This is a genomic window from Nocardia shimofusensis NBRC 100134 (genome assembly GCF_001613125.1).
Taxonomy (GTDB): domain Bacteria; phylum Actinomycetota; class Actinomycetes; order Mycobacteriales; family Mycobacteriaceae; genus Nocardia; species Nocardia shimofusensis.
Genome location: NZ_BDBT01000008.1, coordinates 249,721 through 262,129, shown reverse-complemented (window position 1 = coordinate 262,129; position 12,409 = coordinate 249,721). Strand labels below are relative to the sequence as shown.

The window sequence follows — 12,409 nt, the reverse complement described above, 5'->3', positions numbered from 1 at the left end:
CAGCCGCACGGAAGCGCGCGCCCCGTGCCCACCCCGGCCTACGGTGCGCGGCCGGTCGTGCCCGCATCCGCGCGGGCGGCCGAGCCGGTGACGGCGGGCGGCGGTCCGGAACGTTCCGCGCCGAGCCGGTTCGTCCCGCCACCGAAGCCGAGGGACAACCGTCCGAGCAGCGAGTGGGAGAACGAAGCCGACCAGACCCCGGAGGAGACGAAGAAGAGCGCTGCGGCGCGACTGCTGCGCGATTCCGGGTCGATCGCGGTGGCCACCCTGGTCAGCCGGATCACCGGCTTCGCCAAGGTGCTGATGCTCGCGGCCGTCCTCGGCCCGGAGATCGCCAGTGCGTTCACCTCGGCGAGCCTTATCCCGAACATGATCGCCGAACTGGTGCTCGGCGCGGTGCTGACCGCGATCGTGGTGCCGACGCTGGTGCGCGCCGAACAGGAAGACTTCGACGGCGGCCGGGCGTTCGTCCGCAGGCTGGTGACCGCGGCGTTCACCGTTCTCGCCATCGCGACGACGCTGACGCTGGTCGCCACCCCGATCCTGGCCACCCGGGTGTTCGTCGACTCCGACGGCAAGGTGAACACCGCGCTCACCACGGCGCTGACCTTCCTGCTGGTCCCCGCGATCCTGTTCTACGGCATGTCGGCGCTGTTCACCGCGGTGCTCAACACCAGGCAGAACTTCAAGCCGGGCGCCTGGGCGCCGGTGCTCAACAATGTGGTCGTCCTGGCGGTGCTGGCCACCTACGCGCTCACACCCGGCGAGATCAGTCTCGACCCGGTACGGATGAGCGATCCGAAACTGCTGGTCCTCGGTGTCGGTGTCACTCTCGGCGTGGTCACCCAGGCGATGGTGCTGCTGCCCGCGATCCGGCGCGAGGGCATCGATCTGCGTCCGCTGTGGGGCCTCGACGATCGCCTCAAGCAGTTCGGCACGATGGGCGCGGCCATCATTCTCTACGTGCTGATCAGCCAGGTCGGACTGGTCTTCGCCAACAACATCGCCTCCAAGTCCGACGAAGCGGGCCCGGCGATCTACTCCTACACCTGGCTGCTGCTGCAGTTGCCCTACGGCGTGCTCGGTGTGACCCTGCTGACCGCGATCATGCCGCGGCTGAGTCGCAATGCCGCCGCCGACGACACCCCCGCGGTGGTCGACGACCTGTCGGTGGCCACCCGGTTGACGATGATCGCGCTGCTGCCGGTGGTCACCTTCTTCACTCTGGCGGGCACGCAGGTCGGTGAGGCGCTGTTCGGCTACGCGCGCTTCGCGGGCGACGCCGAACGTCTCGGTCAGGCCCTGGCCTGGTCGGCGTTCTCGCTGATCCCCTACGCGATGGTGCTGATCCACCTGCGGGTGTTCTACGCCAGGGAACAGGCGTGGACACCGACCTGGATCATCCTCGGCATCACCGGCGTCAAGATCAGTCTCTCGGCGTTGGCCCCGACCATCGCGAGCTCGCCGGACCAGGTGGTGCTGGTGCTCGGCGTGGTCAACGGCGTGAGTTTCGGCGTCGGCGCGGTGATCGGCGGTTACCTGCTGCATCGCAGCCTGGGCGATCTGCGGATGGCCAATGTCGGGCGGACCATCACCCGGGTGCTGCTGTCCTCGGTGGCCGCGGGCGCGGTCATGTGGATCGTCGACATCGTGCTCGGGCTGGACCGGCTCTCCGAATCGATGGGCGGGCCCGGTTCGCTGATCCGGGTGGCCATCGACGGCATCGTGTTGTTCGCGGTGGCCTTCGGCTTGATGCGCCTGGCAGGCATCCCCGAAGTGGTCGCGATCACCGTCGCCGTCTCCCGCCGCCTGGGCATCACGCCGCCCGCGCCCGACCTCGGTCTGGACGGCCCGGTCGACGAGGAACACGCCACCCAGGTGATGCGCAGGCCGGAGCGCTACATCTACACCGGCTTCGACCCGGTCATGGACGCGCAGACGATGGTGCTTCCCGTGATCCGGCCGGAACCTGTTGACCCGACCGTCCGAGTCCCGTTCCCGTACCCTGTTCGGCAGAAGGGGACAAGCGGCGAGCCCGATCTTTCGGCGTTCGATGACGAGACCATCAAGCTGGGCGAAGGAGGAGCGAGGGTGAGCGACGACGCGGCGGTGGGCGGCGTCCCGGCCGCCGGTTCTTCTACGCCGCCGACGGCAGGTTTGTCCACCGACAAATCTCCTGCCGCGGGGGAGCCGTCGGGCCCGGAACCCGCCCAGCAGAACCAGTCCGCATCGGGACCGCGCGAGGACCGGCATCAGGCGCCGCCGCGCGACCCGATGTACGACACCGGCATGATCCCGATCCCGCCTCGTCAGCTTCCGCCTCCGGTCGAAGACGAGACCACCAAGCGGGTGCAGCGCGGTCCGAAGCTGATGCCGGGCGCCTCGGTGGCCGGGGGGCGTTACCGTCTGCTGGCCTCTCACGGCGGCGCGCGCGGGCTGAAGTTCTGGCAGGCGCTGGACATCAAGCTGGATCGCGAAGTCGCGCTGACCTTCGTCGACGCCGATCAGCGGGCCGCCGAGAACTCCGGTCACGACGGCCCGCAGGCGATCCTGTCGCGCACGCTGCGCCTGGGCCGGATCAATTCCCCCGGCCTGGCCCGGGTGCTCGACGTGGTGCGCGGTAGCTCCGGCGGCATCGTGGTGGCCGAATGGACGCCCGGCCGGTCGCTGCGCGAGATGGCCGAGACGGTGCCCTCGCCGATCGGTGCGGCCCGCGCCATCCGCGCGCTGGCCTCAGCGGCCGAACTGGCCCATCGCGGCGGCGGTTCGCTGTCCATCGACCACCCCGACCGGGTGCGCATCAGCGCCTCCGGTGACGCGGTACTCGCCTTCCCCGGCACGCTGGCCGACTCCGACGCCCAGTCCGACGTGCGTGGTCTCGGCGCGATGCTCTACGCGCTCATCACCGCCCGCTGGCCGCTGCGCCAGGGCGGGGTCAGCGGCAACGCGGCGACCGTGGGCGGGCTGCACCTGGCCGATTTCGGCCCGGACGGCACCCCGATCGAACCGCGCCAGATCCGCCCCGAAGTACCGTTCGAGATCTCCGCGGTCGCGGTGCGCTCGCTGGAGTCGAACAAGGGCGTGCGCACCGCCGCCACCGTTCAGCACGTCCTCGAACAGGCTTCGGTGGTCGACCAGAAGACCGATTTCATCCCGGTGCTGCGCCTGGGCCAGCGCCAGCAGCCGCTGAGCGACGATTCACTGGCCGATCCGGAACTGCTCGCCCAAGAGCGGGAGCGCTCGCAGCGGATGCTGTGGGTGATGGTCGGTCTCGGCGTGCTGGCCGCGCTGGTGGTCGGCGTGGTGATCTGGTGGATGGTGAACATCTTCGCGCCCGGCGCCACCGACGAGCCGCTGGACGAACAGCGCAATATCGGCCTGACCACCGAGAGCGCGCCCGCGCCCGCACCGCGATCCCCCGGCGCCGTGCCGAACAATCCGGTCGCGGGCGGCGTCCCGGTTCCGGTCACCGAAGTCGACGTGTTTTCTCCGCAGGGCACCCCGGACGGCGTGAACTCGGTGGCCGCGGTGCTGGACAACGATCCGGCCACCGTGTGGCGCACCGATCAGTACTTCCAGCAGTTTCCGGCTCTCAAGAAGGGCGTCGGCCTGATCGCGACGCTGCCGAGCCCGGCGAAGCTGAGCAACGTCTCGATCGTCTCGCCCACGCCCGGCACGTCGGTGGAAATCCGTACGGCGCCGACGAGTTCGCCCACCCTGGATCAGACCCAGTTGATCGGTTCCGGCGTGCTGGCCGACGGCCTCACCGAGATCCCGGTCAGTGCCGACCAGTCGGCGCGCTATGTCCTGGTGTGGATCACGGGCCTTGGCAACGAAGGCAGCCAGTTCCAGTCCTCGATCGCCGACCTGCGGTTCGACGCCGCCCCCTGACCTGGTTCGCGCCCGGCCACGGAATGTCCTCTGCTTGCTGCTCATTCGGCACTGCCGATATGATCGGCTGGCGCTCTCGGCGGGGGAGTATCCCGGGTTCTCGTGTGATCGGCCCGGATGCCGCGGAGATCATCTCCGAAATCGGTCGCCGATGACCGGAACCGGGTGAGCACTGTCCAAGGGGTTGGTTTTGTCGTCCGAAGTGAACGAGAATTCCGTGGGGGAACGTTCGCGGCCGCATCCGGCAGGCGGGCGCTCGTTCGCCGTCGACGAACTCTCCGATGTCCAGCTCCTGCACGAACACGTGGCCGGGCGCGGACATGCCTTCGCCGAACTGCTGCGCAGGCACAACGACCATCTCTGGCAGACCGCGCTGCGCACCTCCTACAACCGCGAGGACGCCGCCGACTCGCTCCAGGACGCGCTGCTGTCGGCGCATCGCACGGCGGCGTCGTTCCGCGCCGAGGCGGAGGTGCGCAGCTGGCTGCACGCCATCGTGGTCAATGCCTGCCTGGACCGGATCCGGCGTAACAAGACTCGCCGCGCGATCGCGATCGCGCCCGAATCCCTGCCGGAACCGACAGTCGTGCGCGACGATTACGCTGAGCTGGAGTTGTCCATCGTGGTCGATCGCGCGCTGTTCTCGCTGCCGCCCGACCAGCGCACCGCCCTGGTCGCCGTCGATCTGGAGGGCTACAGCGTGGCCGACGCGGCCGCTCTGCTCGGTGTGCCGGTGGGCACCATCAAGAGCCGATGCGCCCGCGCCAGGCAGCGTTTGCAGGAGCGGCTGGAATTTTTACGCGATCCGGGGAACCGGAAGTAATCGTGGCGCGTCATTAACAGTGAAGAGCCGATTGGCGATGATCACAACGCGACCTCACCGAGGCCGCACCCGGACAACAGCGACGGTGGCGGACAGTGACGATGCCGGACGGTGACCATGCCCGAGGCGAGTGACCATGCCCGAGGCAGTAGCCATGCCCGCGGGGAAGAGACACAGTTGTCGAGTGGGAAAGACGGAGGTGCGATGGCGACCCGGTCTGTACCGCAGCCTCCCTTCTCAGCGGAGCTGCTCGCCGATCTGCACGCCGACAACATCGACCCCGACCTCGCCGCACGGCTGTGGCCGGTCGTCCGTGCCGACGCGGACGCCGCGGGCTATCTGCGTGACCTCGACGAGGTGACCGCACGGGTGCGCGCGCTCGGCACCGACGATCGGATCGTGCACCGGATGCCCGGCGATGTCGCCGATCGGCTGGCCGCGTTCCTCGACGGTGTCGGCGGTTCCGGCGAAGCGGCGGCGGACGGGCCGACCGAACGGCTCCCCGACGTGTCGAGGCCGCACCCGCTCGGAAACGGCGTGGCACGCCCCATCTCCCGTGTACGGGCGCATCCGGTCGCCGGCGCGCCGACCACGCTGCGCCCACGCAGATCTCCCACCGTCCGGTGGGCGGCGGCCGCGGCGGCAGCGGTCGCCGTCCTGGCGGGCGCGGGGATCGGGCTTCGGATACTCGACACCGGAACCGGATCACCCCCGACAGCGCAGCCGACGCCGACCGCGGACCCCGGCCAGGAACTCGACGCCACCGCGGCCTTGGCCGCGCTGGGCCGCCACGAGGTCAGCGGGCCGCTCGGCGATACCGCCACACTGCAGAGCTGCGTCCGGGCCGCCGGGGTGGACCGGCCCGTGCTGGGCGCGATGAACTTCACCTATCGGGGTTCGGAAGCGGTGTTGATCCTGGTGGCCGGGCCACGGACACCGAAGATCACCGCGCTGGTGGTGGGGCCGGGATGCGGCGCCGACGACCCCCAGGTGCTCGAGGTCACCGATATCGGCTGAGTTCTCCGAACACCGGGCAAGCCCGGCGTGACCGGGGCGACTGGACCGCTTGGCGGGGAACAACAGCGTTTAGGCTGTTGTTGACCATCACGTTCCCCCGCCAGATCTTTCGGAAGGGTCTCATGAGCACGTCAGTTCACGACCTGATCATCGTCGGCTCCGGCCCGGCCGGCTACACCGCTGCCATCTACGCGGCACGTGCCGACCTGCAGCCGTTGCTGTTCGAGGGCACCCAATTCGGCGGTGCGCTGATGACCACCACCGAGGTCGAGAACTTCCCCGGCTTCCGCGACGGCATCATGGGCCCCGATCTCATGGAGGAGATGCGCGAGCAGGCCAAGCGATTCGGCGCGGACATCCGCACCGAGGACGTCGACGCCCTCGATCTCACCGACCCGGTGAAGAAGGTCACCGTCGGCGAGCAGACCTATCTGGCCAAGGCCGTCATCCTGGCGATGGGATCGGCCGCCCGCTACCTGGGCGTGCCCGGCGAGGAGAGGCTGCTCGGCCGCGGCGTCAGCGCCTGCGCCACCTGTGACGGCTTCTTCTTCCGTGGTCAGGACATCGTCGTGGTCGGCGGTGGCGACTCCGCGATGGAGGAGGCCACCTTCCTCACCAAGTTCGCCTCCAAGGTCACCGTCGTGCACCGCCGCGAGGAGTTCCGTGCCTCGCGCATCATGCTCGACCGCGCCAGGGCGAACGAGAAGATCGAGTTCGTGCTCAACGCCGAGATCGCCGAGGTCAAGGGCGACACCGCGGTGACCTCTCTGGTGCTGCGCGACACTCGCACCGGCGAGACCTCCGAACTGGCCGCCACCGGCCTGTTCGTCGCGATCGGTCACGACCCGCGCAGCGAACTCGTGCGCGGCCAGATCGAACTCGACGACGAGGGCTACGTGCTGGTCCAGCACCCCACGACCGCCACCGCGGTGCCCGGCGTCTTCGCCGCAGGCGACCTGGTCGACCACACCTACCGCCAGGCCATCACCGCCGCGGGGACCGGCTGCCGCGCCGCGATCGACGCCGAGCGCTGGCTGGCCCACCATGGCGTGACCGGGACCGAGCATGCCGCCGCCGGTGAGCCGGTCGCGCTGCACGCCAACTGATCTCGCTCGCCCGATCGCGTTCGCCCAGAGATAGATACAAGGAGTTTCCATGGCCGAGAACGGCAAGACGGTCACCGTCACCGACGCGACCTTCGCCGATGAGGTGTTGCTGAGCGAGAAGCCGGTGCTGGTCGACTTCTGGGCCACCTGGTGCGGCCCCTGCAAGATGGTCGCGCCCGTGCTCGAGGAAATCGCGGGTACGCACGCCGACAAGCTGACCGTCGCCAAGCTCGACGTGGACGCCAACCCGAGCACCGCGCGCGATTATCAAGTCCTGTCGCTGCCCACTATGATGCTGTTCCGCGGCGGTAAGCCGGTCAAGCAGATCGTCGGAGCCAAGGGCAAAGCCGCCCTGCTGCGCGAACTGGGCGACGTCCTCTGACGCCGTGAACCGGTGACATTCGACGCGGGCACTGCCGACGCGCCGTAGGATGCCTGCACCCGGGTAATTGCCGAAATCGGAGCCAGGTCTGAGACAATCGACCATGTTCCGCATCGTGTGAAGGTGGTGTGCGCCATCACACGGGTGGGTATCCCGGTGGACGGAAGGAAAGGGCTCTTACGCATGCACCGACTTCGTCACGGGGATACCGGACCCGCCGTAGCAGAGGTCCGGAACACCCTGGCAAGTCTCGGCTTTCTGCACGCGCACTCCGGGAACTCGTCGACGCCGGGCGTCTCGCAGACTTCGGACTCGCCGGAGTACTGGAAGGACACCGCGGCCTCCTTCGATCACCACCTCGACTCCGCTGTCCGCGCGTTCCAGCAGCATCGCGGACTGCTGGTCGACGGCGTGGTCGGCCCGGCGACCTACCGGGCTCTCAAGGAGGCCTCCTACCGGCTGGGCGCGCGCACGCTGATCTATCAGCTGTCCGCACCGCTCTATGGCGACGACGTGGCCAGCCTGCAGCGTCGGCTGCAGGACCTCGGCTTCTACGTACACCGGGTCGACGGCTATTTCGGCCCGCAGACCCACGAGGCGCTCACCGCGTTCCAGCGCGAGATCGGCCTGTCGGCCGACGGCATCTGCGGACCGGACACGCTGCGCTCGCTGGATCTGCTCGGCGCCCGCGTCACCGGCGGTAATCCGCATCGCATCGCCGAGGAAGAAGTCGTGCACCGGGCCGGGCCGCAGCTGACCGGCAAGCGCATCGTCATCGATCCAGGTCTCGGCGGCCCCGACAAAGGTCATGCGGTGGCCTCGGAATTCGGCGACGTCTACGAGTCGGAGATCCTCTGGGATCTGGCCAGCAGGCTGGAAGGGCGGATGGCCGCCACCGGCATGGAGACCTTCCTGTCGCGGCCGTGGGGCGCCAATCCCACCGATGCCGAACGCGCGGAGACCTCCAACACTTTCGACGCCGATCTGATGATCTCGCTGCGCTGCGCGTCCAATATGAGCCCGGCCGCGAACGGCGTGGCCAGCTTTCACTTCGGCAATTCACACGGCTCGGTCTCCATGATCGGGCAGGTGCTGGCCGGCTTCATCCAGCGGGAAGTGGTCGCGCGGACCTCGCTGCAGGACTGCCGCACTCATTCGCGCACCTGGGATCTGCTGCGCCTGACGAAGATGCCGACCGTGCAGGTCGACATCGGTTACCTGACCAACGAATACGACGCCTCCGTGCTCACCAACCCGCGGATGCGCGATGTGATCGCCGAAGCCATCCTGATCTCGGTCAAGCGGCTGTACCTGCTGGGCCAGGACGATCAGCCCACCGGCACCTACACCTTCGCGGAGTTGCTGGCCGAGGAACTGGCCGCCGCCGACCGCAGCTGAGCCTCACTCACTCCCTCGACTCCGACGAGAAGTCCCCGCCGAATCCGTTCTTCGGCGGGGACTTCTCGTTTCTGCGGTATCTGCGGGTCTGCTGCTAGTGGGCGCCTGCGCGGGTCGGCACGGCCATCGAAGCGGCCGCCAGCAGCTGGTCGAGGGCGCGCTCGACGTCTTCCTTCCAACCGTGATCGGAATCGAGCTCCAGGCGCAGCCGAGGGAAGCGGTGGTGGGCGGCGACGACTTCGAAACCGAAGCTCTCCAGGAGGTCGGCATCGATCATGCAAGTCTCCGGGGAACACCCCGCGGGGGAGGACGGCTTCTCGCGCACCGGAGAGCCGATGCGCTCCATCAACCGCATCGAGCCGGCCAGCCGGTCCGACAGCGGTTCGGAGGTTGGGGCGGAGCGCAGCCCGAAGGCCTCCAGCGCGCGCACACCGCGGCGCACCAGATCGGCCACCACCGCCTGCAGCAGGCGGTGGGCGATGTCGTCGTCGCGGTAGGCCGGTTCGGTGCACAGGGTCGTCAGCAGGATGGCGTCCGGACTCACCGGGGAGGTGGGGAACAGTCCGGCGCGCGGCACGGTGGTCGGCGGCGAGTACAGCGCACAGCCCGCCGGTTTGCCCGCGAGGTGCGCGACCTGACCGCAGGAACCCCACTCCAGCATGACCGTCGAGAGCCAGGCCTCCTTCTCGAAGACCGGGTCGCTGAAACTGTGGGAGTCCGCGGCGACGGCGGGATCGATCTCCCAGAACACACATCGCCTGGCGTGTGCGGGAAGTTTGTCCAACCCATCGAGGGTCAGTGCTGTGACGCTGGTCGACACCGCTCTGTTCAGCCTCCAGCTGTCGGATTCATCCACGCTCACGCCGCATCACAGATCATCTTAGAACCTGCCTCATTCCACGTCTCTGTGCTGTTGTCGGTCAAAGCCCATCCTCAGCACGCCGTCACAGTGACGTTTCTGCGCTGAGGGCGAGGTCATCGGCTTTTCGGGCCTGATTTCGTCACTCTCGTCACAGCTGGAGTTCCTGCTGTTGCTGCATGAGAGCCACGATCCGTTCGAGATCTTCCACCGAGCCGAACTCGACCACGATCTTGCCCTTGCGCTTGCCGAGACTGACCGTGACGCGGGTGTCGAAAGAATTCGACAACTGCTCGGCGACATCTTGCAGCCCCGGCATGAGGATCGGCTTGCGTTTGGGCGCCGGGGGAGCGGTCGCCGCGTCGGATTCACGATTGGCCAAGGTGACGGCTTCCTCGGTAGCGCGCACCGACATGCCCTCGGCGACGATCCGGGTGGCCAGCGCCTCCTGCGCTTCGGCGCCGCCTTCCAGCCCGAGCAGCGCCCGCGCGTGGCCGGCCGACAGGACGTTCGCCGCGACCCGGCGCTGCACCGGGATCGGCAGCTTCAGCAGCCGGATCATATTGGTGACCACCGGACGGGATCGGCCGATCCGGGTCGCCAGTTCCTCGTGCGTGACCCCGAACTCTTCGAGCAGCTGCTGGTAGGCCGCCGCCTCTTCGAGCGGATTGAGCTGCACGCGATGAATGTTCTCCAACAGCGCGTCGCGCAGCATCGAATCGTCGGCGGTCTCCCGGACGATCGAGGGAATCGTCTCGAGCCCGGCCTCCTGGCAGGCGCGCCACCGTCGCTCGCCCATGACGAGCTGGAAGCGGTCGACGCCCGGCTCCAGCCGTCGGACCACGATCGGCTGCATCAGCCCGAATTCGCGAATGGAATGGACCAACTCGGCCAGGGCCTCGTCCTCGAAGACCTGGCGCGGCTGCTTGGGGTTCGGTTCGATCTGGTCCGGCGGGATCTCCCGGTAGACCGCGCCGCCGGATAGGACGAGATCCCCGTCGGCGTTTCTGTCGACGTTCTCGGGCAGCGCTGACGACGCCTGCGCCTCGGCGGGATCGAGGCCGATGATGACGTTGGCCGCCGCGACGCCGAGTCCGTTGGGGGTGACGCCGAGCGCCTTGGTAGCGGTGCCGTTGGACGCGGGGCGGGCGGGGGCGGGCCGGACCGGAGCGGGACCGTTCGGAATGGTCCCGGTGCCGGCGGGAATGGTTCCGAGCCCGTTGGGGACCGTCTCCGGACCCGTGGGAATCAACGCGGCAAGACCACGCCCCAGTCCACCCTTCTTCGCCTGACTCATCGGCTCACCGATCCCTTCGCTAGTCCGCCATCACACCGTGTCGTACCGACGCGGATCACTCCGCGCCGCTCGCCAGCTGACGCGCCATCGCCCGCTGCGCGATCTCACGTCCGGCATCGAGATAACTCATCGCGCCCCGGGAGCCTGGATCATAATCGAGCACCGTCATTCCGTAACCCGGCGCCTCGGAGACCTTGACGCTGCGCGGAATCACCGAGCGCAGCACCACATCGCCGAAGTGGCCGCGCACCTCTTCGGCGACCTGGTCGGCCAGCTTGGTCCGTCCGTCGTACATCGTGAGGATCACCGTGGAGACGTGCAATTGGGGATTCAGATGTGCTTGCACGAGACTGATATTGCGGATCAGCTGCCCCACTCCCTCCAGCGCGTAGTACTCGCATTGGATGGGAATGAGGACTTCCTTGGCCGCGACCATCGCGTTGACGGTCAGCAGGCCCAGTGACGGCGGGCAGTCGATCATCACGTAGTCGATGTCGTATCCGGCGATATTCGCTTCTTGGATGGCGGCTTTCAAGCGACCCTCGCGGGCGACCATCGACACCAATTCGATCTCCGCGCCGGCCAGATCGATCGTGGCCGGGATACACAGCAGACGCTCGCTGTGCGGACTCACCTGGATCGCGTCCTTGACGCTGACCTCACCGATGAGCAGTTCATAGCTGGAGGGCACACCGGAATGGTGGGGGATGCCCAGCGCGGTGCTCGCATTGCCCTGCGGATCGAGATCGATCACGAGCACCTTCATGCCCTGATGAGCGAGCGCCGCGGCGAGATTCACCGCGGTGGTGGTCTTACCGACGCCGCCCTTCTGGTTGGCGATGGTGATGATTCGTTGTTCGCGAGGTTTCGGCACGTCCACCTTTCCTGGATGTAGCATCCGGCTGGCTCGCTGGGCCTCGGCCGCGATCGGGGTCTCGCTGGGAGAGATGTGCCCGAAGGGCGTGCTACCGAATGCGTCCGCATCGACGTTGCTGGAGTCCAGCATCCCCGGCACACGCGACGTTGTTTCCCGTGAAACATTCGCCGGACCGCTCGACATAGACAGCTCCTAACCCGAGAACTACAGACCGCGCGCGACAGACCGGGTGTCGTCGCTGTGCCTCAAACCGCCGTGTGTCGGATCGGATTCGATGCGCGAACCGGGTGATGGCACCCGATCAGCCGGGCGGAAAACGCCCGCACACCCGAATCACTCCGTGGCACCTCTGCTCACGCCCGACGCCACATACTTTGCCAGCACCGAGCGCGTGAGGAAAGTTGAATCGCGGTGCAACGCATCGGACCCGAGAAACATCGGCGATTCGTTTCACGTGAAACGCGGCGCGTCGGGTTCTCGGTACTCTTTCGCACCGAGCGCTCGCTTCAACGCACGTCGCGCTTGCGTCCCGGAGGCGACCTTCGGCCTACAGTCGCGGCTTTCGTCTCGAACGCGGCGCGGTCCCGGTCAATTCGAACCTGTAGCGCGAAGGAGCCGCGTTACGGCGCCACACCGCCACACCGCCACACCGCCACACCGCCACACCGATGACCGTCGACGGCGCGCTGCACCAGATGGAGCCGTCGGGCGCGACTTCCTCCTCCACGACAGTCATGCTCTAAGCCCTTGCCCGGTTGC

The 12,409-nt window shown here is 67.9% G+C and carries 9 protein-coding genes; 6 read left to right on the top strand and 3 right to left on the bottom strand.

Going from position 1 to position 12,409, the window contains the following annotated elements; translation table 11 throughout:
• The first annotated feature begins 87 nt into the window (after positions 1–87).
• The 6 genes from NS3_RS11875 (at position 88) to NS3_RS11850 (ending at position 8,617) form a co-directional block, all read left to right on the top strand.
• On the top strand, positions 88–3,891 hold the full coding sequence (locus NS3_RS11875) for a murein biosynthesis integral membrane protein MurJ (RefSeq protein ID WP_067858280.1): 3,804 nt from the start codon (positions 88–90) through the stop codon (positions 3,889–3,891).
• A gap of 217 nt (positions 3,892–4,108) precedes the next feature.
• Positions 4,109–4,714, top strand: coding sequence for an RNA polymerase sigma factor SigM (sigM, locus tag NS3_RS11870; RefSeq protein WP_067858277.1), 606 nt, complete (start codon positions 4,109–4,111; stop codon positions 4,712–4,714).
• A 204-nt stretch (positions 4,715–4,918) separates the two neighbouring features.
• Positions 4,919–5,731 (top strand): RsmA family anti-sigma factor, encoded by an 813-nt coding sequence (locus NS3_RS11865; RefSeq protein ID WP_067858147.1) that lies wholly within the window; start codon positions 4,919–4,921, stop codon positions 5,729–5,731.
• Between the two features lie 122 nt (positions 5,732–5,853).
• Positions 5,854–6,837 carry a thioredoxin-disulfide reductase gene (gene trxB, locus NS3_RS11860; protein ID WP_067858143.1) on the top strand — a complete coding sequence of 328 codons (984 nt, stop codon included), beginning with the start codon at positions 5,854–5,856 and terminating at the stop codon, positions 6,835–6,837.
• A 49-nt stretch (positions 6,838–6,886) separates the two neighbouring features.
• Positions 6,887–7,219 carry a thioredoxin gene (trxA, locus tag NS3_RS11855; protein WP_067858140.1) on the top strand — a complete coding sequence of 111 codons (333 nt, stop codon included), beginning with the start codon at positions 6,887–6,889 and terminating at the stop codon, positions 7,217–7,219.
• Positions 7,220–7,402: 183 nt separating this feature from the next.
• Complete coding sequence (locus NS3_RS11850; RefSeq protein ID WP_067858274.1) at positions 7,403–8,617, top strand: N-acetylmuramoyl-L-alanine amidase; 1,215 nt, start codon at positions 7,403–7,405, stop codon at positions 8,615–8,617.
• A 94-nt stretch (positions 8,618–8,711) separates the two neighbouring features.
• On the opposite strand, the gene NS3_RS11845 is transcribed toward NS3_RS11850, so the two are convergent.
• From NS3_RS11845 to NS3_RS11835, 3 genes are all read right to left on the bottom strand, one after another.
• Positions 8,712–9,437, bottom strand: a complete 726-nt coding sequence (locus tag NS3_RS11845) for a GNAT family N-acetyltransferase (protein WP_067858137.1) — start codon at positions 9,435–9,437, stop codon at positions 8,712–8,714.
• Positions 9,438–9,627: 190 nt separating this feature from the next.
• Positions 9,628–10,773 (bottom strand): ParB/RepB/Spo0J family partition protein, encoded by a 1,146-nt coding sequence (locus NS3_RS11840; RefSeq protein ID WP_067858133.1) that lies wholly within the window; start codon positions 10,771–10,773, stop codon positions 9,628–9,630.
• A 55-nt stretch (positions 10,774–10,828) separates the two neighbouring features.
• Positions 10,829–11,779, bottom strand: coding sequence for a ParA family protein (locus NS3_RS11835; RefSeq protein WP_228805369.1), 951 nt, complete (start codon positions 11,777–11,779; stop codon positions 10,829–10,831).
• Positions 11,780–12,409: the final 630 nt, after the last annotated feature.

Coding starts and splice junctions, on each gene's coding strand:
- NS3_RS11865 (WP_067858147.1), top strand. CDS start 4,919: ATGGCGACCCGGTCTGTACCGCAGCCTCCCTTCTCAGCGGAGCTGCTC.
- NS3_RS11835 (WP_228805369.1), bottom strand. CDS start 11,779: ATGCTGGACTCCAGCAACGTCGATGCGGACGCATTCGGTAGCACGCCC.
- NS3_RS11850 (WP_067858274.1), top strand. CDS start 7,403: ATGCACCGACTTCGTCACGGGGATACCGGACCCGCCGTAGCAGAGGTC.
- NS3_RS11840 (WP_067858133.1), bottom strand. CDS start 10,773: ATGAGTCAGGCGAAGAAGGGTGGACTGGGGCGTGGTCTTGCCGCGTTG.
- trxA (WP_067858140.1), top strand. CDS start 6,887: ATGGCCGAGAACGGCAAGACGGTCACCGTCACCGACGCGACCTTCGCC.
- trxB (WP_067858143.1), top strand. CDS start 5,854: ATGAGCACGTCAGTTCACGACCTGATCATCGTCGGCTCCGGCCCGGCC.